Raw genomic sequence first — 23,433 nt, 5'->3', positions numbered from 1 at the left:
CCGGGCGGAGTGTCCTCGTGTGGGGCCGGAGTTCGCGAAAGGCAGATACAGGTCTCTTGAAGGTTTGACGGAGCATGTTTCTCGCATCTGGGACGCCGGATGTTCGAGGCAGAGCGTATCGGCTCCTGCGTCCCCTCTCCCCGCCAAGCGGGGAGAGGGCTAGGGTGAGGGGCAAAACCCCGCTCCGAGGAAAAACCTCACCTCTTCCGCACGAATTCCGTGCGCAGCACGAGGCCCTTGATGGCGTCGTGGCGGCAGTCGATTTCTTCCGGGTTGTCGGTGAGCCGGATGGACTTGATGACCGTGCCCTGTTTCAGCGTCTGGCCGGCGCCCTTCACCTTCAGATCCTTGATCAGCACGACGGAATCGCCGTCGGTAAGCAGCGTGCCGGAGGCATCGCGGACTTCTGCGCCCTTGGCGGCTTCGGCCTTCAGCTCGGAGGCCGGGCGCCATTCGCCGGTTGCTTCGTCATAGATGTAGTCGTCGTCATCGGCTGCCATGGTGGCCTGTGTCCTTGTAGAAAGAGAAAGGGCAAAAAACCCGCTGTCCGGCCTTAGACGCCTCCGCGCGCCGAATGTCAAAGCCCCCGCGCGGCAACCGTGCTTGGCCGGCCGGCGGAAAGAACCCGCGCCGCAGGGAAAACCGGCATTTTCCGTTAACCATACGCACGGGAAATCGCGTGGTTTTCCCGCGGTCCGACGCGCCGGCGCCTGCGATCACGTGATGTTTAGAAACATCGCATAGGCATCTCTGCTCAACTTGTCGTAGGTCGGTTTTCGCACGGACGAGGGAGGTTTAACACGGATGGCGAGCTTCAACAGTGCAGACGGGTTCTTCCGCTCGGTCGTGCAGCATGCGGATCGTGCCTTTTATTGTGATGCCGCCCGCGAGGTTTCTTATGGCGAAATGGGCGCGGTCGTGCAGCGCCTTGCCGGTTACCTGTCGCAGAATGGTCGGCCACGCCGCATCGGTATTCTGGCGACCCGCAGTTTTGAAGCCTATGCAGGCATTCTCGCCGCCGGTTTTGCCGGCGCGGCCTATGTGCCGATCAACCTCAAATGGCCGGAAGAGCGTATCGTCACCCTGCTTGGCCTGATGGAACTCGACGCACTTGTGGCGGACGTGCAGGGTGCGGCGCTGCTGACGCCGGCGGTGCTGGCCGCAGCACCGGATCTCGTCGTCATCGCCGATACAGCGGTCGAGGTTGCGCCCCGGTCGGGCCAGACCATCGTCCGGCTTGGCGCGATCGATACCGTCCCGCTTGCCGAACCGGTGCCGGTCGGGCCGGACGAGCTTGCCTATATCATCTTCACCTCCGGCACGACCGGCCTGCCGAAAGGCGTGATGATTTCCGCCGGTTCGCTTGCCAATTATCTGGCCGAAAGCCGGTCCTGGACCAATCTCACGCCCGAGGACCGGCTGGCGGAAACCTGCGACGTCACCTTCGATCTCACGGTCCACAACCTCTTCCTCTGCGTCGAAGCCGGTGCCTCGCTGCATATCCTTTCGGCGCTGGAGATGATGGCGCCCGGCCGCTTCGTGCGCGCCCGTGCCATCACGGTCTGGATGTCGGTGCCGACGCTGATCGCCATGATGCGCCGCAACGGTTCGCTGAAACCCGGCATCTTCCCGAGCCTGCGCCTGTCGATCTTCTGCGGCGAACCCTTGCCGGTGGCCGCGGCCGAGGCCTGGGCGGCGGCCACTCCGAACGGCGTCGTCGAAAACATCTACGGCCCGACGGAAGGCACCGTCATCTGCATGCGCCAGCGGCTGACAAACCCGCCGGTCGCCACCGAAAGCCGCGGCATTCTGGCCATCGGCAAACCTTATGACAGCATGGAGATCGCCATCTTCGACAGTGCACAAAATCCGGTGGCCGACGGGATGCCAGGCGAGATCGCGCTCTCTGGTCCGCAGCTTGCGATCGGTTACCTCGGCCAGCCGGACCAGACGGCGGATCGTTTCCGCATGATCCGCGGCAAACGCTGGTATCTGACCGGCGATCTCGGCATGCGGGATGAAAAGGGCACCTTCCACCATCTCGGCCGCACCGACAATCAGGTGAAGGTGAAGGGCAACCGCATCGAGCTGGAAGAGGTGGAGGCGCATCTGCGCCGCGCGGCGGAGACAGATGTGGTGGCGGTCGTCGCCTGGCCGGTCATTGATGGTTCGGCGCAAGGGCTCGTCGGTTTCTGTGTCAGCGCGTTTTCGGGGGAGGCGATCGGCAAGCGACTGCTCTCCAGCCTGCCGCGCTACATGGTGCCGGAACCGATCGAGGTGCTGGAGGACCTGCCGGTCAACATCAATGGTAAGGTGGATCGCAGGGCGCTGTTTCAGCGTCTGGAGGACAGAATGAAAGCGGCGGCCGAGGCGCGGTCCGCCGTGGCAATAAAAGCAGGAGCCGCAGAATGAGCGAACAGGCAAGCGCCACAATCCGTGAGATGATCCTCTCCCTTCTGAGGGCGCGGGGCGTGGAGAGCGTCGGCGAAACGGAGCCGCTGTTTTCCTCCGGGCTTCTCGATTCGATCGCCGCCACCGACGTGCTGATGGCGCTGGAAAGCGAGCACGGCGTCGATCTGGCGGATGAGGATTTCGACATCCTGCAGATCGATACGCTGCAGGGGCTGGAAACCTTTCTCTCGGCCCGGAAGGCGGCATGAAACTTCGCCCGATCACCCGCAATGAGACCGCCGCCGCGCTCTCGCTTCTGACCGAAGGTTTTCCGCTTCTGCCGGAAAACACCTGGCGGCAGAGTTTTGCGCGCATGCTGGCCTATGCGGAGGAGGAGGGCGATGGGGTGGTCGGCCAGATCGGCATGGCGGGCGGGCGCGATGTCGGCATCTGCCTCGCGCTGCCGGCACGCCGGCTTGTTTATGCACACACGCCGCGGCGTCAGGTGAATCTGTCGGCCTTTTACCTGAAACCCGGCCACGAATGGATGACGACACTGTTCCTGCGCCGGCTGATGGCCGATGACAGCGTCGATTATCTCGATGTCACGGCCTCCTATTCGATGCGCGAGATCAACCGCCGCATCGGTTTTCAGGATCACTCGGCCGGCATGGTGGTGGTGCCGACGGCGGCCGCCTGCTGGCGTCCGGGCGGCGCGTACCGGCTGCTGGACCTTGGAGACGTGCCTGAGAGCGCCCTGTCACCGCGGATACATGGCCTGCTGGAGCATCACCGCCGGCTTGGCTGCGTGGCGCTGGTGGTGGAAAAAGAGGGAGAATACCATCCGCTGATCCTGGCCACGACCGGCCGCAAGGGTGTCGCAGGCGCGCGCATTCTGCTCGTCCGCGACCGGGCGCTGGTGCATGCCGTCCTCGGTCCCCTGAGCCGCCATCTCCTTGGTCGCGGTCTGTTTTATCTCGAATATGATGCCATGGCCGCACCGGAGAATTTGCCCGAGGCCTTGTTCTGGCGCCGTTCCGCCCCGGTACAGATGACGCGGGCGCCGGAGGGCGAGGCGATCGATCTCACCTTTTCCGAATTCGCCTTCATTCCATCACCGAAACTGTCTGCCGGCATGAAGGATCTGCCGGCGCGGACGCGCGACCGGATCCTCCGCTGGTCGGCAACGGGCCGTTTTTCGAGTTATACCGATCCGGTCACCGGGGTTGCGCTGCAGCTTGCTGAACTTGGCGTGGTGTGAGGAGCCTTACGAAGCCTGCAGGCCCGCCGCATGGTCATCGATCAGCGTGCCGATGACCGTCAGCGCCTTCGTCTGGCCCTCGCTGTCCGGCTTGTCGAGCGCCAGCAATGCCTTCCACAGCGTCCAGCCGCGGGCCCGCGCAAAGGTCTCGGCGTCGAGACCAAGCGTCGCGCGAAAGAGGGTCCGTTCTTCGCCCTCGAAAAAGGTCCAGGCCATCATCAGGTCGCAGGCCGGATCGCCGATGCCGCAGCAGCCGAAATCGATGACACCCGAAAGCCGCCCGTCGCGCAGCAGCAGATTGCCGGGCGAGACGTCGCCATGCACGAAAACGGGCGCCGCCGTCCAGCGGGAAGACAACGCCGTCTGCCAGACGGCGGCGGCGGCCTCGGCATCAATGCGGCCTGCGCTGCGGGCCAGGCAGGCCTGTGTTTCCGCGTCATAGACGGAAAGATCCCCGCCGCGGAAGAAATTGTGCGGCCCGGGCGGCGGCGCATCCCCGGAGGGCACCTTGTGCAGCGCCGTCAGATAGGCCGCGATATCGAGCGCCAGCTGCCGCCGGTTAGGCGCGGGGGTTGCGGCAATCGTCTCGCCCGGCAGAAAACTTTGCACCGACCAGGAAAAGGGATAACCGTGACCCGGCCTGCCGATCGCGACCGGCTCCGGCACCTGATAGGGCAGGTGGGCAGCGAGATGCGGCAGAAGCCGCGCCTCTTTCTCGACCTGCGGCTGATAACGGACAGCTGTCGGCAGGCGGACTTTGAGGTCCGCGCCCAGATGAAAGGTGGAATTGTCCCAGCCGTTGACGCGGACCGGCCGGATTGCAAGCGCGGCCCATTGCGGAAACTGCTCCGCCACCAGCGCCTTGACCGTGTCCACTTCGATTGTCAGCCGATCATCATCTGCCATGAGTGCCTCCGAAAGGCCTCCCTCATAACGATCTTTGATTGCCTGTCGATGACGTCGCGTCCGGCGCGGCAAACCAGTTCAGGCAACCGGCCGGCAGAAACCGGTTGCTGACCAGAAGCGCCCCGTGGCGGTAGAACGGCGATCCGCTGGCGCCCTCAGGCAGATCCACGGCCCAGACCGTCTCTTCCGGATTGCTCCAGATCAACCGTGCGCCGGACACCTGCAGGCCGCGCGCCGCGTCCGCCGGGGCCGTGCCGGGCGCCAGAAGCACGAGCGTTGCGGTGGTGGAGGTCTCTGCCGGCAACCCGGCAACCGGTGCGCCGATTGCGCAAAGCAGCACCAGCAGCATCGCCATCTTTCCGGCGCGCCCCCGGCCATCATCGCTCCGCCGTTCCAGTCCGGTGCCGCCGCCCGCTCCCGGTTCATCCGGCCTCCTGCGCAGCCGCCAGCCGATCAGCGCCGGAAGGATGCCGAACACCGCCAGCCAGCCGAGATCCCAGAGGAGCGGGTTTTCCACGCCCATGCGGATCCGGTGGATGCCGAGGATCCAGTGGGAAAGAACCGCATCCAGGCAATGCCAGGTGCCGAAACCGATTAGCGCATCGGCCAGCAGCCGGCGGTCGGCTCCGGCCGCGATCGCGTGGGACCGGTGCCGCCACAGCAGCCAAAGGCCGATGCCGGTGATGGCGTACATCAGCACATGGAAGATGCCGTCCCACAGGATCAGCAGGCGAAGATCGCCGCGCGCCGCCTCCACGGCGGAGAGAAGGTGATGCCATTGCAGCACCTGATGCAGCAGAATGCCGTCGAAAAACCCGCCGAGCCCGAAACCGAGCAACAGCGCGGGCCAGGTCGCGCCACCATGGCCGTCAGGTTTCTCCGTGCCGCCGCCGTGGCTTCGGCCGTCCCGTTCTTGCGTTCGCTCCGGGTTTTCCATGCTTGCCTCTCATGCGTTTCCCCGTCGAACCGGGGCAGGCGGCAAGGGTTGCATCACGCGGGATCTCCGCCGACCGTTCACCAGCGGGCGGCGGGTTTTCCCGTCTCGCGCCGTCGGTTGCTGCGCCGTGTGCCGTCGAAGAAACCGGGCGGTTTTGTCGAGACCCAGCGGACGAAGTTTGCCATGTCCGGATGGGCGAGCAGCGCCTCCACGCTGGAATAGGTTGTTTCCAGCTCGGCTTCGGAAAACAGCGCATGGATCTGCCGGTGGCAGATGCGGTGCAGCGTCTGCGTTTCCCGCCCGCCACGGCTTTTCGGCACCAGATGGTGTTCGTCCCGCTGGTCTTCCGGGATCGGGCGGCGGCACAGCGGGCACACCACATCCTCGGGCGGTCTGTACCAGGCGGCGATCTTTTCTCGGTGTTTGCGGGCCATGCGCATCCGGTTCTGTGACGAAACGGCAATATGGGGCGCATGGTTTCGCCGCACAATGGGTGGCACGGGCGGGAGCAGGAAACATGCATCCATAAAAAATTGCGCGCAATTGAATTGTAGGCAATTGACAATCGCGACCGCTTCGGCGATATAGATTGTGCGCAATCGAAATGCGCACAAACAAAGGAGAGATGGACATGAGCTTTTTCACCACGACCGACGGCACGCGCCTCTTCTACAAGGACTGGGGCACCGGCCAGCCGATCGTTTTTGCCCATGGATGGCCGCTGTCGTCGGATGCCTGGGACCAGCAGATGCTGTTTTTTGGCCAAAACGGTTTTCGCGTCATCGCCCATGATCGCCGCAGCCATGGCCGTTCGGACCAGACCTGGGATGGCAACCACATGGACCAGTATGCCGACGACCTGGCCGAGCTGATTGCGGCGCTCGACCTGAAGGACGCGATCCTGGTCGGTCATTCGACCGGAGGCGGGGAGGTGGCGCATTACATTGGTCGTCACGGCACTGCGCGGGTCGCCAAGGTCGTGCTGGTCGGCGCCGTTCCGCCGCTGATGCTGAAGACGGAAACGAACCCGCATGGCACGCCGCTCTCGGTCTTCGACAGCATCCGTGAGAACACGGCCAAGAACCGCTCGCAGTTCTTCTTTGATCTGACGGTGCCCTTCTACGGTTTCAACCGCGAAGGGGTGACGGCCAACGAAGGCATGCGCGAAAACTTCCGCCGCATCGGCCTGCAGGGTGGCATCAAGGGTCAGTATGACTGCATCCACGAGTTCTCCGAGGTGGATTACACGGCAGATCTCAAGCGCATCGACCGCCCGACGCTGATCATCCATGGCGATGACGACCAGATCGTGCCGATCGAGGCCTCTGCCCACCGCGCCGCCGAAATCGTCGCCGATGCCACGCTGAAAATCTATCCGGGCGGCTCGCACGGTCTCGCTGAAACCGAAGCCGACCGCTTCAACGCCGACGTTCTCGCCTTCATCCGCGGCTGATCCCGCACCGTTTGCCGCAACCCTGTTTCATGGAAGAAAGGATATCCTCATGTCGAAGTTCGCAACCGCCGCCGCCCGGGCTGCTGCTCTGGCCGCCGCCTTCGCCGGTGCCGTTCTGACCGCCGGTCATGCCTCTGCCGAGCCGGCAAAGCCCACCATCGTTCTCGTTCATGGCGCCTTTGCCGACAGCTCCAGCTGGAACGGCGTCACAAAAATCCTGCAGAAGGACGGCTACACGGTGGTCGCCGCCGCCAACCCGCTGCGCAGCGTCACCGCCGATGCGGCCTATGTCGCCGATATCGTTGGCGCCATCGAAGGCCCGGTTGTTCTCGTCGGCCATTCCTATGGCGGGCAGGTGATCAGCACGGCCGCCAATGGCCAGGAGAATGTCAAGTCGCTCGTCTACGTGGCAGCCTTCGCGTCCGAAGAAGGAGAGGCCGTTGCCGAACTGGCCGCAAAATTTCCGGGGGGCACGCTGGGCGGGGCACTGGCCGCTCCCGTCAAGCTGAAGGATGGCGGCGTCGATCTCTCCATCGACCAGACGAAATTCCACCAGCAGTTCGCCCAGGACGTGGACGCCGCAGACGCCGCCCTGATGGCTGCCGCCCAGCGCCCGATCACCGAAGGTGCGCTGACCGAAAAGTCCGGTAAACCCGCCTGGAAGACCGTGCCTTCCTATTTCATCTACGGCACGGGGGATCGCAACGTCCCGGCCAAGGCTTTGGGTTTCATGGCCGAGCGCGCCGGTTCGAAACACACCGTCGTCATCGACGATGCCTCGCACGTCGTGATGGTCTCGCAGCCGAAGGCCGTCGCCGCCCTCATCGAAGAGGCCGCCCGATAGGAGTTCGCAAGACGGAAAAACACCCGCCGCCCCACCTCGGGGCGGCGCACGCTTTGCGGCGGATGGGGGGCGGTGATCCCCTCACTCCAACAGCAGGCGCGCACCGGCCCCCTCTTCGGCCAGGCGGTCGCCGTCATTACGCAGCGGACACTGGTCGAGCGACAGGCAGCCGCAGCCGATGCAGCCGGACAGATCGTCGCGCAGCCGGGTCATCTGGCGGATGCGGGCATCGAGAAGGTCACGCCAGGCCGCCGAAAGCCCGGCCCAGTCCTTTGCGGTCGGTGTGCGTCCGTCCGGCAGGGTCGCGAAGGCCGCTGCGATCTCCTTCAGGCTGAGGCCCGCCGCCTGCGCCACGCGGATCACGGCAATCCGGCGCAGCACGTCGCGCCCGTATCGCCGGTGGCCGCTTTGGGTGCGCTGGCTTCTGATCAGGCCTTCCGCCTCGTAGAAATGCAGGGCGGAAACGGCAACGCCCGCCCGTCGTGCCACCTCGCCGACGGAGAGTTCGCGTCTCATGGATTTTTGTGCCCGTTCGTCTTGATCTCAACCATGCTTGAGGTTTTACACCGCCTGTCCGATGGTGCAACAAGGATCGGACAACAGACATGACACAGGTGACAGGCGGGATGGACACGGGTGCGCCGGCAGAGGGCACGGGCCAGGGCTGGCGGGAGCTGCTCTGGGCGCCGCATGGGCTGAGGCTGGCGGCGGTCTCCGCCGGTATCGGCCTGCATGCCTTCAACGAGGTGGCGATCGGCCCGGTTCTGCCGATTGCGGTGACGGCGCTGGACGGCGTGGCGCTTCTGCCCTTTGTTTATGCGGCCTTTTTTATCAGCGTGATGGCCGGCGGCTTGTCCGCCTCGCCGTTGCGTCGCCGCTTCGGCGCGCGCAGGGCGCTGTTCCTCGGCGGTCTGGTCTATGCCTGCGGCATGGCCGTGCAGGCCGCGGCGCCGAATGCCTGGGCGCTGATGGCCGGGCGCGCCCTGCAGGGCCTGTCGGATGGCTGGATCGTCGCTCTGTGTTACACGCTGATCGCCGATCTGTTTCCGCCGCGCCTCGTGCCGCGCATCTTTGCCGCCGAAGCTGTCGTCTGGGCGCTGGCCGCCGTGCTCGGTCCCTTTGCCGGCGGGCTGGTGGTGGAAGCGCTCGGCTTTCGCGCGGCGCTCACCGTCAGCCTGCCCGTGGTGGCGCTGTTTTTTGTGGTGATGCCCTTTGCCCTGCCGCCGGATGAAAAGCGGGCGGCGCCCGTCGCCGGCGCGCCGCGTCACCGGCTTCTGCCGCCCGGCCTGTTCCGACTGACCGGCACCGTCGGGCGCGGCAGCTGGCTGCTGTTCCTGATGACGGCGGCGCAAAGCGTCTCCACCGTGTTCCTTGCCTATACGCTGCATGCGCGCCTCGGCCTGCCGCCGGTCCAGGTCGGCCTCGTGCTGATCACCCTGTCGCTCAGCTGGAGTGTCGCGGCGATCCCGATCGGCAATGTCGAAAGCCTCGCCAGACGTCAGGCGATCATGCGGGCAGGACCTTTGTTGCAGGCGATCGGCGCGCTGCTTGTCGCGACCGGCCTGTTCCTCAGCCTGCTGCCGCTCGTTCTCTTCGGCCAGATGCTGAACGGCATCGCCTTTGCGATGGTCTTTGCCAGCGCCAACCAGGCGGTGATCGAAGGCGCGGCACCCGACGACCGCCTGGCGACCAGCGCGCTCTTGCCGGCCTTGGAAACCAGCGGTTATGTCGCCGGCGCCGTCATCGTCGGCGGGCTGGGCTCCCTGTTTGCCGTGCAAACCGCGGTTGTGGAAGGCCAGCCCGGCCATGCGGTCTTCGCGCTTTGGGGCACCGCCGCCGCCCTCTCGCTCCTTTCCTTTGCCGCCGCCCGCGGCGTGGTGCTGCGGTTGCGGGAGGTGTGACGGTCGTCCCCTGTTACGCCGCTCCCACCAGTGCGAAATAGGCGCCCTGCGGGTCGAGTGCCTGGACGATCTGGTTGCCGCCGGGCACTTCCTGCGGGCCGAAGACCACCGTGCCGCCGCCGGCCTGGATTTTCTCCACCGCGGCGGCGATCGACGGCACGGTGATGTAATAGCTCCAGCAGGCGACCGGCACGGCGGGCGGGCGGGTCATCATGCCGCCGACCGGGCGGCCGTGATGGGCAAAGACCAGATAGTCACCGGCGTCGCCCATCGGCATGGCGTGGTCGAGCGTCCAGCCGAACAGTTTTTCGTAGAAGGAAAGCGCCTCGCGGCCGTCATTGGCGTAAAGCTCCTGCCAGCCGAAGGTTCCGGGCGTGCCGATCGGCGCCATCGGCGGCGGGTTGTCCATCGGAACCGGCGTCATGATGCAGAGGACCGCGCCATGCGGATCGGCAATCACCGCCATGCGGCCGATGCCGGGTATGTCGAAGGGGTCCTTGCGGACAGATCCGCCCTCCGCCTCGATCTGTTTCACCGTCGCGTCCACATCGTCGACGCCGACATAACCGGTCCAGTTCGGCGGGATCTCGCCCGCCATTTCCGGCGGCAGGATCATGAAGCCCGCGACCCCGCAATCCTCGTCACCGCTGCGGGTGTCGAAGATGCCGTAGGGTTCGTCCTCCATGCCCGGCATCGGCATGGTCTTTGCCGTCCAGCCGACAACGGACCCGTAAAAGGCGGCGGCCTGGTCCATGTCGGTGGTCATCAGCTCGCACCAGATGAAGGTGCCGTGGGTGGGGGAGGGCATGGGCGATCCTTTCGTGGGTCAATCTCTGGTGATGCCCGGCCATGGACGCGCATCGAGGGGCAGGGGATTCAGGCCAAACGCCTGTAGTCGGCGCGCATAAACGTCTGCCAGCCACCATCCGGCTGCTGCGCGCTGGAGGTGAAGATGCGGGTGTCGGTGCCGGTGAAGATAATCTGCTCGCGAAACGCCTGTGTGACGGCGGGATCGGCAAAACTCGGGCCTGTCGTGAAGAGGCTGAGCGTCGAGCCGTCCTCCGACACTTCGCCGTCATAAACCCACATATGCTCCATCATCGTGCCGATCCAGCTGCCGACATACCGGCCCGTGCGGCTGTCATGGCCAAGCGTCAGAAGCGTGGTCGCCGGCACGCCGCCCGGCATCTTGCCGCGGCCTTCCGCCAGGAACCAGATGCCGTTCAGTGAGCGCACCTCCTCGATCCAGTCCTCGCCATCGGTCATCTCTTCGGCGGAGACCTGCCAGCGACCGACGAGTTTTTGCAGAAAGGCGTGCTCGGCACGCGGCTGCGGCATGGTCATGTCCATGATCTCTCCTCCCGGTAACGTTTGTCAGGGTTTAGTGGCAGCAGCTCGCCACCTTCGGCTGGTCCTCGTATTCGTCGTGACGTTTGACGAAGTTCATCGTCGAATCCTCGTTGCGGCCCTTGGGCGCAATGTCGAGGATCATCATGGTCGCCAGCATCTCCTCGCCGCCGCGGGCGTAAGAGGAATAGGTGTGGAAGATCTGTCCGGTCTCGTCCTTGAAGAAGGCGGATTGGCCGGGCAGCTCGTCATGCGCCTGGGCGGTGGGCGTGTCGCGGAAATTGTAAAAGACGGAGCCGGAGGCAAGCTCGTCCTTTGTGAACGAGACGCCGAAATCGAAGTTGAACCGGCTGTTGAAGGACGACACCCAGGGGAACCGCCAGCCCATGCGGCGTTTGTAGGCGGCAATTTTGTCGAGCGGGGCGCGCGACACGCAGACGAGCGTCACGTCGTGATGGTTGAGATGCGGCAGCGTCCCGTCCAGATGATCGGCAAGGAAGGAGCAGCCGGAACAGCCGGCCTCCCAGTCTGGCCCGAACATGAAATGGTAGACGATCAGCTGGCTGCGCCCGTCGAACAGATCGGACAGCGACTGTTCCCCATCGGGCGTCTGGAAGCGGTAATCCTCCTCCACCTTCACCCAGGGAAGGGCGAGCCTTTCGCGGTTGATCGCGTCGCGCAGCCGCGTCATCTCTTTTTCACGCAGAAGAAGCGCCTCGCGGGCAGCAAGCCATTCCTCGCGGGAAACCACCGCATGGTTCGTCGCATCATGCGTCATCACATCCTCCCAGATGTCCTCGTTCCTCTTGACAGAAACGTTGATATCAACCTATATAAGTCATGTCAAACGAAAATCTGATTCCCTTTTCAACCACCATTCATGTGCGCGACACCTGTCTCTGCCTTCACGTGCAGCGCGCCGCCCGGGCGCTTGCCCGAAAGTTTGACCAGGCGCTGAAGCCGCTCGGGCTGACGAACGGCCAGTTTTCCCTGCTGATGTCCCTGAACCGCCCGCAGCCGGCGCCGATGGGCTCGGTCGCGGCCCTCCTCGACATGGACCGCACGACGCTGACAGCGGCGCTGAAACCCCTGCAGCGGCGCGGCCTCCTGGAGGTGGTGCCCGATCCAAAGGATGCCCGAAGCCGCCTGCTGACGCTGACGCAGGAGGGCCGCATGCTTTTGACCCGCGCCCTGCCGATCTGGACCGAGACCCACGCCGCGGTGGACGCGCTGCTCGGCGAAGGCGGCCCGAACCGCCTCAGGGCGGATCTCTCGATGATCCGGTAGGGCCCTTCAGTCGAAGCCCGTCGGGTGCCCGGTTCTTCTGGCCTGTTGGCGATTTGCCGCCGCTGGTCGAAGGTCGCAAATGCAAGAAAGGGCCGCCTGCGCGACCCTTCCCGACAGTCATATTCCGGATGCCCTCAGGCGACCGAAACCGGCACTTCCGTGGAGGTGCGCATGGCGTGGCTGTAGGGGCACACGATGTGGGCCTTGGCGACCAGGTCTTCCGCGGTGGCGCGGTCGAGGCCCGGAATGTCGACGACGAGCGAAACCTCGATGCCGAAACCGGTGCCGTCTTCACGCGGGCCGATGCCGACGGTTGCGGTGACCTTGGCGTCTTCCGGGATCTTCACCTTCGCCTTGCCGGCAACATTCTTCAGCGCGCCGAGGAAGCAGGCGGAATAACCGGCGGCAAACAGCTGCTCGGGATTGGTGCCGGTGGCGCCGTCGCCGCCGAGTTCCTTCGGAACAGTCAGAACGACGTCCAGCACGCCGTTTTCGGAATGGGCGCGGCCTGCGCGGCCGCCGGTGGCAGAAGCCTTGGTGGTGTAGAGAATGGCCATGCATCGTCTCCTTCGGTTGAACCGTCTTGCGGTCGGGGGCGGCCCGTCGGGCCGCGAAATTGATTTATGTTGCGCAATTTGATTGCGTGCAATATATCTATGCGCATTGCAGTCCGGCGTCAAGCCTGCGACAATGGAAAAAGTTAGGGCGGTCTCCGCCAAAGTCAGGACCCCGTGATGACAAAGACGATGAAAGAGACGAAAACCGAAGATGAAACCATCCGTCTGAACGAGATGTTGTGTTTTGCGCTCTATGGCGCGGCGCATGCGTTTTCGCGCGCCTACAAACCGCTTCTGGAGCCGCTTGGGCTCACCTATCCGCAATATCTGGTCATGATCAGCCTGTGGGAAAAGGATGGCCAGCCGGTCAAGGGGCTGGGTGAGGCGCTGGGGCTCGATTCCGGCACGCTCTCGCCGCTCCTGAAGCGTCTCGAACAGGCGGGCCTCGTCTCCCGCACACGCGACAGGCAGGACGAACGCCAGGTCAACATCACGCTGACGGAGAAGGGCAGGGCGCTGCAGGGCGACGCCGCCGCGATCATGCCGGCCATTGCGCAAGCAACCGGCTGCGGCCTGGACGAGGTGGTGGCCTTGCGCGACCGGCTCAAATCCCTGCAGCAGAATTTGACCGAAGCGGGCGACCGGATGGTGGCCGAGCGACGCTGACGCACGCGGCGCAACGGTGCCAGCACGCCGCCGGCTCTGCGCCAGACCCCTGGAGAGCCTTGGCCGCGTCGTGATCTCATCTCGTTTCTGAGCTCTGCCGTAAGCCCTCCAACCGGCCTTGTACCGAGCCTTGTCAGCGCCGCACTTTCGCGGTAACCGGCCGGCACCTGTCGATCCATCCCGCCCCCGGGGTCATTCTCCGCCCGCCTTTCCGGAGCCGTCCATGCTGCGCAAACTCTACACCTGGACCCTGGCGCTTGCCGCCCGCAAGGCCGCCGCCTGGTGGCTCGCCGTCATTGCCTTCGTGGAAAGCTCCTTCTTCCTGGTGCCGGCGGATGTGTTGTTCATCCCCATGGTGCTCGCCCGGCCGAAGCGCGCCTATCTCTACGCGACGATTGCGACGATCGCCTCGGTCCTCGGCGGCTTTATGGGTTGGACGATCGGCCATTACGCCTTCGAGGCGATCGCCAAACCGGTGCTGACCTTTTACGGCAAGCTTGATACTTTCGAGAGCCTCGCCTCCGCGGTCGACTGGAAGACGATGCTGCTTTTGCTCGTCACCTCCGGTCTTGCGCATCTGCCGCCGATCAAGGTGGTGACCATCCTCTCCGGTGTCGCGAATTTCAATCTCGGCCTCTTCATCGTCTCGGCCATCGTCGCCCGCGGCGCGCGTTTCTTCGCGCTCGCCTGGCTCATAAATACCTTTGGCGAAGACATGCGCCATTTCATCGAAAAGCGCCTGAAGCTGATTTCGGCGCTGGCCGCCGCCGCCCTCATCGGGGTCTACGCGGTCTATATGCTGAAGCATTGAAAGAGCACTTGACGCTGAAGCGTAGTCTCGATGTGGGGCAGGGGGCCCTGCGGGTTTCCCCTTCTCCCCGTCAAAACGGGGAGAAGGTGGCGGCAGCCGGATGAGGGGCAATCATCTAAACTCCAACCCTGCCGCTCAATCCCAGTGCGGCGGGCGCAGATGCGCCGGATCGACGATGCGGCCATCCGGTTTTGCCAGCGCGTGGATCGCCTGCATCTCGTCTGCCGAAAGCTCGAAATCGAAGATGTCGAAGTTTTCCTTGAGGCGGCTTTCGGTCGCGGTTTTTGAGAGCGCGATCACGCCCTCCTGGCTCACGGCCCAGCGCAGCACCACCTGGGCGGCCGTCTTGCCGTGTTTGGCGCCGATATCCTTCAGAACCGGATCGTTCGGCACCTTGCCGTCCGCCATCAGGTAATAGGCGGTCAGCGAAATGCCGAGCGCGCGGGCGGCATCAAGCAGTTTCGACTGGTCGAGATAAGGATGATATTCCACCTGGTTGGTGGCAATCTTTGCCTCGGAAAGCTCTGCTGCCTCTCGCATCATCTGAATGTTGAAGTTGGAAATGCCGATATGGCGCACCTTGCCGGCGGCTTTCACTGCGTTCAGGCTGCCCATGCGTTCGGCAAGCGGCACGTCGCTTTGCGGCCAGTGCAGCAGAAGCAGGTCGACATAATCCGTCTTCAGCTTCTTCAGGCTCTCGTCCACCGATGCGAGGAATGCATCGTTTGCAAACTTGTCGACCCAGACCTTGGTGGTGAGGAAAATCTCGCCGCGGGCCACGCCCGAGCGGGCAATCGCCTCGCCGACCTCTGCTTCGTTGCCATAGATCTGCGCGGTGTCGATGTGGCGGAAGCCAAGTTCGATCGCCTTCGGCAGAACACGCAGCACATCCTCTCCCGGCATGCGGAAGGTGCCGAAACCGAGGGCCGGAATGTTGGCGCCATTGGCGTTGACGTTATGCATGGTTTCTCCTTGGATTGGTCTTTTCGGGTTGGATCGGTCGGATGGGATAGCGGGCGGCGCGTGGCCGCCCGTCAAAAGGGGACCCGTTCTACATGGGTCCCGGAAGGTTCAGTTCAAGCACGGCTTTCGCAGGCGTTCGAGGCTTCTTCGATGCTGCGCCGGTCGAGAAATCCGCTGAAGATCGTCAGGCCCAGTGCTGCGGCCACAAGCGCGGCGCCGAAGAGCGGCGTGGAGCCCAGTCCGAGCGGCGTATCCACCACCAGCCCGCCGATAAAGGCACCGCCGGCAATGCCGAGATTAAACGCCGCAATGTTGAGCGCCGAAGCCACGTCCACCGCGCCCGGACGCACCTGTTTCGCCAGTTGCACCACGTAAAGCTGCAGACCCGGCACATTGGCAAAGGACAGGAAACCGAGGGCTGCCAGCGTCACGAGGGCAGCGACCGGGTAAGGGGCGGTGAAGGCAAACAGTGCCAGAACCAGCGCCTGCAGCAGAAAAAGAACGGTCAGTGCCTTCACCGGATCGCGGTCCGCGACGCGCCCGCCGAGAAGATTGCCGACGGCGATTGCAAGTCCGTAGAGCACCAGCACCAGGCTGACGCTGCCTTCGGAAAAGCCGGTGATCTGCTGTAGCATCGGGGCAAGATAGGTAAAGGTCACGAAGGTGCCGCCATAACCGAAGGCGGTCATGGCAAAGACCAGCAGCAGCCGGCCGCTCGACAGCACCCGCAGCTGTTCCATCAGCCCGGCGGGTTCCGCCTTCGAAAGCCTGGAGGGCAGCAGTGCCAGGATCGAAAGGAAGGCGATGACGCCGAGGCCGGAGACCGCGAGGAAGGTCGCGCGCCAGCCAAACGTCTGGCCGATCAGCGTGCCGAGCGGAACGCCGGTGACGATGGCGACCGTCAGCCCCATGAACATCAGCGCAATCGCCGAGGCGCGCCGGTTTTCCGGCACCAGATCGGCGGCAATCGTTGCGCCGACGGAAAAGAATACCCCGTGCGCAAAGGCGGAGAGCACGCGGCCGATGAGCAGAATGCCATAACTCGGGGCAAGCGCCGCGGTCATGTTGCCGAGGATAAAAAGCGCCATCAGGCCGAGCAGCAGCGGTTTGCGCTGCAGCCTGCCGGTGAGCGCCGTCAGCACCGGGGCGCCGAAAGTGACGCCGAGCGCATAGATGGAGACGATCAGCCCGGCCAGCGGCAGCGAGATGGCAAGATCGTTTGCCACCGTCGGCAAAAGGCCGACAATGACGAATTCGGTGGTGCCGATCGCATAGGCCGCGATCGTCAGGGCATAAAGAGCAAGAGGCATGGCATCACTCCGCAGATGGAAAAGGGTGACCGGGAGATAGACCTGCCGCACCTTGTGAACTAGACTGCCAGAAAGAACATCACTTGTGACATGAAGGAACAGATGGCGCGCTCCGACATCAACCGCTCCGGGGAGATGGAAGTGTTCGTTGCGGTGGTGGAGACCGGCGGTTTTTCCGCGGCGGCCCGAAGGCTCTCGATGACGCCGTCCGCCGTCAGCAAGCTGGTGACGCGGCTGGAAAAGCGGCTCGATGCGCGCCTTGTCAGCCGCTCGACCCGCACGCTTCGCCTGACACCGGAGGGCCGTGATTTCTTCGAGCGCGCCACCGCAATTCTCGCCAGCATCGAGGATGCGGAACGGGCGGCGGGTGCCGCGGTCAAGGCGGTCGGGCGTATCCGCTTGAACACCAGTTCCGTCTATTGCACCCATGTGCTGAACCCGCTTTTGCCGGAGTTTCTGGCGCTTTATCCGGGCGTGACACTCGATATCGCCCAGACCGACCAGGTGATCGATCTCCTGGCCGATCATACGGATGTCGCCGTGCGCGCCGGCCCACTGAAAAGCTCCAGCCTGATCGCCCGCACGCTCGGCGAAACCCGCATGGTGGTGGCGGCAAGCCCCGCCTATCTGCAACGCTGCGGCACGCCGCATACACCGCAGGATCTGTCGCGCCATAATCTGATTTCGTTTTCCTATAGCCGCAGCATCCGCGAATGGCCGTTTCGTCAGGGCGGCGAGGTTTTGTCGGTCGTGCCGTCGGGTGCGGTGCAGGTGAATGATGGGGAGGGCATGCGCCAGCTGGCGTTGGCCGGCGTCGGCATCGTGCGTATGGGGGAATTTGCGCTGGCGTCGGATCTTGCCGCCGGTCGCCTTGTTCCCCTGCTGGAGGACATGAACCCACATGACCGCGAGCCGTTTTACGCCGTCTATGTCGGGCAGGGCGGACCGCTCCCGTCCCGCGTCCGCGCACTTCTGGATTTTCTTGCCGAGCGGGGCCGGGTGGATCGCGAGGGGAAATCTTATCCTCCCGCCACCACCGTATAGACGAGATAAACCGCACTCAGCGACACCAGCCCGGCGATCACCGTCAGCAAGCCGTCGCGGGCCATCAGCGACAGGCCGAACAGCGCGATCGCTGCCATCGGCGCGGTGCTGGCAAAGGGAATGAGTTCAAGCGGTGGCACGCTGCAGCAGAGAAGGATGGTGAGCGCCGCTGCCACCTGCACCCAGGGCGCCTTGGTGAGCCAGGTCAGCCGCGGTTTCAGGAAACGGTCGATGAAACGTGCCACCGGCATCATCTTGTCCATCGCGCTTTTCAGCGTCTTGCCGTCGATCTGGCGTTTCTCGACGAATTGCGGCAGCCACAGATGTTTGCGGCCAATCAGGATCTGCACGGCAAACAGGCTGATGATCACCGCAAGCGCCGTCGGCAGGCCGGGAATGCCGCCGATCGGGCTCATTTCGATCACCGCCGGCACCAGCAGGAAGGGGCCGAAGGAGCGTTCGCCGATCGCTTCGCGAATATCATGCACACTGACCTGGCTCTGGCGATCACCGAGATCGTCGATCGTCGATAACAGCCCGGACAGCGCCTCGGTCGAGCCGTTGCCGCCATCGTTTGTCGCCTGCGCCTTGTCCCGCCGCGTATCCTGTCCCTGATGCACACTCATGCCCTGTTCCTTCGTTCGTCAGCCCTGATGTGCGGCAAACAGGCGCCGACCAAACCGGTTGCGCAGGAATTGCGAGGTCCGGTAACGGATGCCGGCCGGCCGTTCCGGATCGACAAGGTCAGATTCCGCCACCAGTTCGTCGTCCAGCCCCATCTCCCGTTCGCCGATGGCCCTGAGGCCGCGACCGTCCGCCCGGCCCAGCCTGTCGATCGTCCCGATCAGCGATCCGCCGCTCACCGCCATCGCCTCCGTAACCGCCTCGACCGAGGTGCCGAGATGTTCGGCGATCAGATCGTCGCGCCTGGCCCGGATCGCCGCTCGAAGCTCGGTGTCCTCGTCGGAGACCTCCAGAATGACGTCGCTTTCCGTGTCGTAGCCCATCGAGCGGTTGTTGAGATTGGCCGAACCGAGCTTCAGGATACGGTCGTCGACGATCATGATCTTGGCATGCACATAGATCGCGGTGCCGGCGTCATTGACCGGATAGACGATGCGAAAGCGGCCATGCGGATCGGCCTCCTGCATCCGTTTGATCATCCGGGCGCGGGCGGTATCCATCGTCTTTTCCTCCAGCCAGCCGCTGGCGGATTTCGGATTGACGATGACGATCTCCGGCCCCTCCGGTTCGGCAAGCCGCCTGGCCATGGCGTCGGCCAGCCGGCGATTGGCGAAATACTGGCTCTCGATGTAGAGGCTGCGCCTTGCGCTTGCGATCATCGCCAGCGTTGCGGTTTCGATCTCCACCACCTCGCGCCGGTCTTCGTATTTCGGTGAGGTGCGGGCAATGCCGATGCGCACATTGCGAAATTCGGGTTGAAGCGCCTCCGGCCAGGGATCGGCAGCAGAGCCGGACGTGTCGATCGGATCGATACGTTCGCCGGTCGCCATTTCCCAGCGGTCGCGCGCAAGTTCGCCGAGCGCCCGGGCAGCCGGCCCCGAGGCGCAGGTGGTGGCATCGTGCCAGGGCGGTTCGGGTTTGCCGAACGGCGACAAACGGTTCGGATTGTCCTCCAGGTGTTCGCGGGTATCCCAGCGGCCAACCGTCATGTCGATCCCGCCGCAGAAGGCCACCGCGTCATCGATGACGAGCAGTTTCATGTGATGCGCGGCGAGGGGCGGATGCGCCCGGTCGAGTTTCAGATGGATCTGCCGCGACACCATCCAGCGCAGCATATGGAAGGGCGTCTCGCCCCGGGTGATGGAGGATAAAAGCCCGTAATCCCATTTGAGGATGCGGATCTGCAGTGCTTCGTTCTGCCGGGCGAGATCTTCGAGAAACCGGCCAAGCTTGTCGGGCCTGTCTCCCTTCGGCTGGTCCGGCGTCAGGCGGATGCGCGTATCGAAATCCCAGCCGATCAGCATGATCGAGTGTTGTGCCTTCAGCATCGCTTCGCGGGCCAGGCGGAAAAAACCGCCGGCATCGACGATGACGGAAAAACGGTCCGCTTCGGCGATCCGCCAGCAGCTTTCGCCTTCGGCCAGAATGGAGGTGGTCATGTCGCTCCGCTCGTTCGCTTGGTCTCAGAGATCAGTGCCAAGACGCGAGGCCGGCGCGATTTGTTCCCTCATCTCGGCCAAAAGGCGGCGGGATCGAATTTGCGCCGCATAAACCGGCTATCGTCTTTGGTGTGAATGAGGAGAGATTGTTATGCGTAGACCCTGGTGCCTGCTGTGGCTGGCGATCCTCGTTGCCATCGTGCTGGCCATTCCGCTGATCGACCGGTCGAGCGACACGCCGCGCATCCCGCACCCGAACCAGGGGCAGGAAAGCCCGCTTCTGCCGGTGCCGGCCACACCCGACCAGACCCGCCCTTGAACCGGGCCGGTGCGTTTGAATGGTCTGACGGATCACATTTTCTGATGGGATAATGCAGGATGGTGGTGCATGCGGAACGGCCATTTCAGCGCAGGGGCCTTCTTGCGCAATTTTCTGTCGAACCTTTTGGACAGGGAAAAAAATTCTTGACCTTCCCCGGAGAGGCGCCTTCACTTCGGTGAAATTCGTTTTCCGAGGAGTAGAAAATGCCTGTCGATACCACGCCCCGCAGCACCACCTGGACATTCGTCGACGGGGATTGGGTCACCGGCAACCCGCCGCTCATCGGCCCCACCTCGCATGCCATGTGGCTGGGTTCGACCGTGTTTGACGGCGCCCGCTGGTTCGACGGCATCTCGCCGGATCTTGATCTGCATTGCCAGCGCGTCAACCGCTCCGCCACCAATATGGGCATGAAGGCCACGATGGCAGCCGAGGAGATCGAGACGCTCGCTCTGGAGGGTGTCAAGAAATTCGACGGTAAGACGGCGATCTACATCAAGCCGATGTACTGGGCCGAACACGGCATGCCGGGCTCCGTCGTCGCGGCCGATCCGGACTCGACGCGGTTTGCGCTCTGCCTGTTCGAGGCGCCGATGCACACCGCTCAGCCGTCCTCCATCACCGTCTCGCCCTTCCGCCGGCCGAACCCGGAAGTGGCCATGACCAATGCCAAGACCGGCAGCCTCTACCCGAACAGCGGCCGCGCCATCATCGAGGCCCGCGGACGCGGTTTCGACAACGCGCTGATGCGCGACATGAACGGCAATGTGGCGGAAACCGCCTCCTCCAACATTTTCCTCGCCAAGGACGGTGTGGTGATGACGCCGGTGCCGAACGGCACCTTCCTCGCCGGCATCACCCGTTCGCGCGTCATCAACCTCCTGCGGAGCGCCGGTATCGAGGTGCGGGAATGCACGCTGACGGTGGAGGATTTCAAGGGTGCCGACGAGATCTTCACCTCGGGCAACTATTCCAAGATCGTGCCGATCAACCGGCTGGACGACCAGGAATTCCAGGAAGGCCCGCTCGCCCGCAAGGCGCTGCAGCTCTACATGGACTGGGCCCGCGCAACCGTGAAGGCGGCGGCGTAAAGGTCGGCGAAGAGGCGACGATCGCTCTCGGACCCGCGTAAGGGACACCCCCCCTCTGGTTGCCGCCATCTCCCCCACAAGAGGGGAGACCGCAGGCGGCACCCGCTTTGGCTTCAACCGGCTTCGGCGGGTCGGCTGGGTTAAGCCCTCTCCCTTGTGGGGAGGGGTCTTTTTTATACGCAACGGTCCGGCCGCCAGCTCATAGAGGGGGTAGAAGCCTCGCCCCGCACTATCGCTTCTGCTCTTATCGCCCTCCCCAAACACCGTTCTACCGTCCCGGCGTGACCTTCACCTGATCGGCGGACAGTTCCGAGCCAAGCTCGACCGTCTTTTTCTGTTTGTCGTAGACGCAGATCAGCGAGATGGTCTGTTTGGCGCCCTTCGCCGTGCCGGTGACCAGCGCCAGACCGAAACGTTCGCTGCCATACGGATCGACCACCGCCTTCGCCTTGTCGATCTGGCCGGCAGCGGCCTTCACGCAGGCGCTCGAGACGGCCTTGCCGAACTCCGCCCAGGCATCGTCGGAAGAGGCGTGCACCGTGGGTGCGGTCAGGACGAGAAGGGAAAGGGCAATAACAGGGGCGCGCACGGGAAAACTCCTTCAAAAGCAGGTAAAGCGGGTCGATGTCATTCCGCGGCGGCAAGTCCGACGATCAGCCGCTGCCCCATGGCCGACAGCGCCTCCGTGAGGCTGGACATCTTGCTGCGGTGATCGGGATCAAGCAGCCGCCGCACCTCCTTCTCGTCCTTGCCGAGGCGACGGGCAAGCTCCGATTGGCTGATGCCGGCTGTGCGAAAGGTATCGATGACAGCGATTTTTGCCGCGACGTCCGGATCGGGGGTGACCAGCCTTCCGGCGACCGTTGCAACCGGCAGCGGCCGGTCGAGTTGCAGATAGGTGAGCAGGGCAACACCAAGAGCATCCGCTGCCATGGCCCGCGCTTCGCTGAGGCTATCGCCTTCGGTGATGGCTTCCGGAACATCCGCAAAGCTCACCATATAACCCTCCGATTGTTGCTTCGGTTCGAACTGGGCGGCATAGGCATAGGTCTTCATCTCGTCACCTCCAAGCGATAGGGCCTGTCACTCGAGACCCAGCGCCTTTCTGATCTTGGTCGCCGTCTTCGGATCGATTTCACGGCTCGGTATCGTCGTGAAGCGGTCACCGACAAAGACTGTTGCGTGGCTGCCCTTGCCCTTCGCCTTGTTGATCCGAAACGAGAGCCCGCGCGCTCTTGCCGCTTGTCTCAGCTCCCCGATAAAGCGATCTCGCTTGTCCATGGAACGGCTCCGGCCCACATTCGGGCATTTTTGTCCGAAGTTCAAGATCGGCTGTCAGCAAGCGTTCGCCCTTAATCCAAACAAGCCTTGCACGCGGTTGTCGGAAAATCAATCTAGGATTGAATTCAATCGATGTTTGCCGCCTTGGAGCGGTGATGTCGCCGGGCTGCTGCCGGTCATCGACAGGCTTGCATGCAATGGCTCGACGCCTTCGAATTTTCCCCCGTCGCCCGTTGCCTCTTCCGGCGTTCAAACCTATGTTCCGGCTCAACATCACTTCAGGTGTTTCGCCGAAAAGGAGTAAGATCATGGCCTTCGAACTTCCCGCACTCCCTTATGCTTACGACGCGCTCGCCCCGTTCATGTCGGCAGAGACGCTGGAATTCCACCACGACAAGCACCACAAGGCCTATGTCGACAACGGCAACAAGCTGGCTGCCGAAGCCGGTATGGCCGATCTGTCGCTGGAAGAGGTCGTGAAGAAGTCCTACGGCACCAATGCCGGCCTCTTCAACAATGCCGGCCAGCACTACAACCACATCCACTTCTGGAACTGGATGAAGAAGGATGGTGGCGGCACCAAGCTTCCTGGCAAGCTGCAGGCAGCCATTGACAGCGATCTCGGCGGTTATGACAAGTTCAAGGCCGATTTCGTCGCCGCCGGCACCACGCAGTTCGGCTCCGGCTGGGCCTGGCTTTCGGTGAAGGACGGCAAGCTCGTCATCTCGAAAACCCCGAACGGCGAAAACCCGCTGGTGCACGGCGCATCCCCGATCCTCGGCGTCGATGTCTGGGAACATTCCTACTACATCGACTACCGCAACGCCCGTCCGAAGTACCTCGAAGCCTTCGTCGACAGCCTGATCAACTGGGACTACGTCCTGGAAATGTACGAAGCCGCCACGAAGTAAGCGGATCGGCAATTCGATATCTAAGAA

29 protein-coding genes are annotated in these 23,433 nt (G+C 63.8%); 13 read left to right on the top strand and 16 right to left on the bottom strand.

What is annotated here, in order from left to right:
- Positions 1–197: 197 nt before the first annotated feature.
- Entirely contained in the window at positions 198–500 is a 303-nt protein-coding gene (locus tag OU993_RS02145; RefSeq protein ID WP_268154532.1) for an alkylphosphonate utilization protein, read from the bottom strand.
- 304 nt (positions 501–804) lie between these two features.
- On the opposite strand from OU993_RS02145, the gene OU993_RS02140 reads away from it, so the two are divergent.
- From OU993_RS02140 to OU993_RS02130, 3 genes are read left to right on the top strand one after another with little or no spacing between them, the layout of a single operon-like run.
- Positions 805–2,412: an AMP-binding protein gene (locus OU993_RS02140; protein WP_268154530.1), complete on the top strand. Its 1,608-nt coding sequence runs from the start codon at positions 805–807 to the stop codon at positions 2,410–2,412.
- Positions 2,409–2,660 carry an acyl carrier protein gene (locus OU993_RS02135; protein WP_268154528.1) on the top strand — a complete coding sequence of 84 codons (252 nt, stop codon included), beginning with the start codon at positions 2,409–2,411 and terminating at the stop codon, positions 2,658–2,660. Before OU993_RS02140 ends, OU993_RS02135 begins: the two co-directional genes overlap by 4 nt.
- The gene (locus OU993_RS02130) at positions 2,657–3,652 is read left to right on the top strand and encodes a hypothetical protein (protein WP_268154526.1); all 996 of its coding nucleotides are present in this window, start codon (positions 2,657–2,659) and stop codon (positions 3,650–3,652) included. The genes OU993_RS02135 and OU993_RS02130 overlap by 4 nt, the downstream gene beginning before the upstream one ends.
- A 6-nt stretch (positions 3,653–3,658) precedes the next feature.
- Here OU993_RS02130 and OU993_RS02125 read toward each other — a convergent pair whose 3' ends face one another.
- From OU993_RS02125 to OU993_RS02115, 3 genes are all read right to left on the bottom strand, one after another.
- Complete coding sequence (locus OU993_RS02125) at positions 3,659–4,558, bottom strand: aminoglycoside phosphotransferase family protein (RefSeq protein ID WP_268154524.1); 900 nt, start codon at positions 4,556–4,558, stop codon at positions 3,659–3,661.
- A 22-nt stretch (positions 4,559–4,580) separates the two neighbouring features.
- A complete protein-coding gene (locus OU993_RS02120; protein WP_268154523.1) occupies positions 4,581–5,495 on the bottom strand; it encodes a DUF2243 domain-containing protein in 915 nt (304 codons plus the stop codon).
- Between the two features lie 77 nt (positions 5,496–5,572).
- A complete protein-coding gene (locus OU993_RS02115) occupies positions 5,573–5,929 on the bottom strand; it encodes an HNH endonuclease (RefSeq protein ID WP_268154522.1) in 357 nt (118 codons plus the stop codon).
- A 197-nt stretch (positions 5,930–6,126) separates the two neighbouring features.
- Between OU993_RS02115 and OU993_RS02110 the strand changes: the two genes are divergently transcribed.
- Together OU993_RS02110 and OU993_RS02105 are read left to right on the top strand one after the other, a co-directional pair.
- Entirely contained in the window at positions 6,127–6,948 is an 822-nt protein-coding gene (locus tag OU993_RS02110; RefSeq protein WP_268154521.1) for an alpha/beta fold hydrolase, read from the top strand.
- 49 nt (positions 6,949–6,997) lie between these two features.
- On the top strand, positions 6,998–7,792 hold the full coding sequence (locus tag OU993_RS02105) for an alpha/beta fold hydrolase (RefSeq protein ID WP_268154519.1): 795 nt from the start codon (positions 6,998–7,000) through the stop codon (positions 7,790–7,792).
- Positions 7,793–7,873: 81 nt separating this feature from the next.
- On the opposite strand, the gene soxR is transcribed toward OU993_RS02105, so the two are convergent.
- Entirely contained in the window at positions 7,874–8,308 is a 435-nt protein-coding gene (gene soxR, locus OU993_RS02100; protein ID WP_268154517.1) for a redox-sensitive transcriptional activator SoxR, read from the bottom strand.
- An 89-nt stretch (positions 8,309–8,397) separates the two neighbouring features.
- Between soxR and OU993_RS02095 the strand changes: the two genes are divergently transcribed.
- A complete protein-coding gene (locus tag OU993_RS02095; protein ID WP_268154515.1) occupies positions 8,398–9,693 on the top strand; it encodes an MFS transporter in 1,296 nt (431 codons plus the stop codon).
- Positions 9,694–9,706: 13 nt separating this feature from the next.
- Here the strand turns inward: OU993_RS02095 and OU993_RS02090 are convergent, their stop codons facing one another.
- The 3 genes from OU993_RS02090 to OU993_RS02080 form a co-directional block, all read right to left on the bottom strand.
- On the bottom strand, positions 9,707–10,501 hold the full coding sequence (locus tag OU993_RS02090; RefSeq protein WP_268154513.1) for a VOC family protein: 795 nt from the start codon (positions 10,499–10,501) through the stop codon (positions 9,707–9,709).
- A gap of 68 nt (positions 10,502–10,569) precedes the next feature.
- The gene (locus OU993_RS02085) at positions 10,570–11,037 is read right to left on the bottom strand and encodes a DUF1579 domain-containing protein (protein ID WP_268157463.1); all 468 of its coding nucleotides are present in this window, start codon (positions 11,035–11,037) and stop codon (positions 10,570–10,572) included.
- 37 nt (positions 11,038–11,074) lie between these two features.
- Positions 11,075–11,818, bottom strand: coding sequence for a DUF899 domain-containing protein (locus OU993_RS02080; RefSeq protein ID WP_268154511.1), 744 nt, complete (start codon positions 11,816–11,818; stop codon positions 11,075–11,077).
- Positions 11,819–11,880: 62 nt separating this feature from the next.
- On the opposite strand from OU993_RS02080, the gene OU993_RS02075 reads away from it, so the two are divergent.
- On the top strand, positions 11,881–12,327 hold the full coding sequence (locus tag OU993_RS02075) for a MarR family winged helix-turn-helix transcriptional regulator (RefSeq protein WP_268154509.1): 447 nt from the start codon (positions 11,881–11,883) through the stop codon (positions 12,325–12,327).
- Between the two features lie 134 nt (positions 12,328–12,461).
- Here OU993_RS02075 and OU993_RS02070 read toward each other — a convergent pair whose 3' ends face one another.
- Positions 12,462–12,884, bottom strand: coding sequence for an organic hydroperoxide resistance protein (locus tag OU993_RS02070; protein WP_268154507.1), 423 nt, complete (start codon positions 12,882–12,884; stop codon positions 12,462–12,464).
- Positions 12,885–13,061: 177 nt separating this feature from the next.
- On the opposite strand from OU993_RS02070, the gene OU993_RS02065 reads away from it, so the two are divergent.
- Together OU993_RS02065 and OU993_RS02060 are read left to right on the top strand one after the other, a co-directional pair.
- Positions 13,062–13,550, top strand: a complete 489-nt coding sequence (locus OU993_RS02065; RefSeq protein ID WP_268154505.1) for a MarR family winged helix-turn-helix transcriptional regulator — start codon at positions 13,062–13,064, stop codon at positions 13,548–13,550.
- 223 nt (positions 13,551–13,773) lie between these two features.
- A complete protein-coding gene (locus tag OU993_RS02060; RefSeq protein WP_268154503.1) occupies positions 13,774–14,361 on the top strand; it encodes a YqaA family protein in 588 nt (195 codons plus the stop codon).
- A 135-nt stretch (positions 14,362–14,496) separates the two neighbouring features.
- Here OU993_RS02060 and OU993_RS02055 read toward each other — a convergent pair whose 3' ends face one another.
- Positions 14,497–15,324, bottom strand: a complete 828-nt coding sequence (locus OU993_RS02055; RefSeq protein ID WP_268154501.1) for an aldo/keto reductase — start codon at positions 15,322–15,324, stop codon at positions 14,497–14,499.
- A 113-nt stretch (positions 15,325–15,437) separates the two neighbouring features.
- The gene (locus OU993_RS02050; protein ID WP_268154499.1) at positions 15,438–16,634 is read right to left on the bottom strand and encodes an MFS transporter; all 1,197 of its coding nucleotides are present in this window, start codon (positions 16,632–16,634) and stop codon (positions 15,438–15,440) included.
- Between the two features lie 102 nt (positions 16,635–16,736).
- Between OU993_RS02050 and OU993_RS02045 the strand changes: the two genes are divergently transcribed.
- Positions 16,737–17,678: a LysR family transcriptional regulator gene (locus OU993_RS02045; RefSeq protein WP_268157462.1), complete on the top strand. Its 942-nt coding sequence runs from the start codon at positions 16,737–16,739 to the stop codon at positions 17,676–17,678.
- On the opposite strand, the gene OU993_RS02040 is transcribed toward OU993_RS02045, so the two are convergent.
- Both OU993_RS02040 and OU993_RS02035 read right to left on the bottom strand, forming a co-directional pair.
- On the bottom strand, positions 17,654–18,304 hold the full coding sequence (locus tag OU993_RS02040) for an exopolysaccharide biosynthesis protein (RefSeq protein ID WP_268154497.1): 651 nt from the start codon (positions 18,302–18,304) through the stop codon (positions 17,654–17,656). The genes OU993_RS02045 and OU993_RS02040 overlap by 25 nt on opposite strands.
- 18 nt (positions 18,305–18,322) lie before the next feature.
- Positions 18,323–19,801, bottom strand: a complete 1,479-nt coding sequence (locus OU993_RS02035) for a phospholipase D-like domain-containing protein (RefSeq protein WP_268154495.1) — start codon at positions 19,799–19,801, stop codon at positions 18,323–18,325.
- Positions 19,802–19,952: 151 nt separating this feature from the next.
- Between OU993_RS02035 and OU993_RS02030 the strand changes: the two genes are divergently transcribed.
- Together OU993_RS02030 and OU993_RS02025 are read left to right on the top strand one after the other, a co-directional pair.
- Positions 19,953–20,120 carry a hypothetical protein gene (locus OU993_RS02030; RefSeq protein WP_268154493.1) on the top strand — a complete coding sequence of 56 codons (168 nt, stop codon included), beginning with the start codon at positions 19,953–19,955 and terminating at the stop codon, positions 20,118–20,120.
- Positions 20,121–20,326: 206 nt separating this feature from the next.
- Positions 20,327–21,214, top strand: coding sequence for a branched-chain amino acid aminotransferase (locus tag OU993_RS02025; RefSeq protein ID WP_268154491.1), 888 nt, complete (start codon positions 20,327–20,329; stop codon positions 21,212–21,214).
- A 268-nt stretch (positions 21,215–21,482) separates the two neighbouring features.
- On the opposite strand, the gene OU993_RS02020 is transcribed toward OU993_RS02025, so the two are convergent.
- Genes OU993_RS02020 through OU993_RS02010 form a run of 3 tightly spaced genes read right to left on the bottom strand, consistent with a single transcriptional unit; the run spans position 21,483 to position 22,495 of the window.
- Positions 21,483–21,803: a hypothetical protein gene (locus OU993_RS02020; RefSeq protein WP_268154489.1), complete on the bottom strand. Its 321-nt coding sequence runs from the start codon at positions 21,801–21,803 to the stop codon at positions 21,483–21,485.
- Positions 21,804–21,841: 38 nt separating this feature from the next.
- A complete protein-coding gene (locus OU993_RS02015) occupies positions 21,842–22,270 on the bottom strand; it encodes a type II toxin-antitoxin system HicB family antitoxin (protein ID WP_268154486.1) in 429 nt (142 codons plus the stop codon).
- Between the two features lie 27 nt (positions 22,271–22,297).
- The gene (locus OU993_RS02010) at positions 22,298–22,495 is read right to left on the bottom strand and encodes a hypothetical protein (protein ID WP_268154484.1); all 198 of its coding nucleotides are present in this window, start codon (positions 22,493–22,495) and stop codon (positions 22,298–22,300) included.
- Positions 22,496–22,803: 308 nt separating this feature from the next.
- On the opposite strand from OU993_RS02010, the gene OU993_RS02005 reads away from it, so the two are divergent.
- Positions 22,804–23,406, top strand: coding sequence for a superoxide dismutase (locus OU993_RS02005; protein WP_215564367.1), 603 nt, complete (start codon positions 22,804–22,806; stop codon positions 23,404–23,406).
- Positions 23,407–23,433 lie beyond the last annotated feature (27 nt).

This window comes from Rhizobium sp. SL86, assembly GCF_026672545.1.
GTDB lineage: Bacteria > Pseudomonadota > Alphaproteobacteria > Rhizobiales > Rhizobiaceae > Neorhizobium.
Note: the sequence above shows the minus strand (reverse complement) of the source record. Positions and strands in the feature narration are given on the sequence as shown.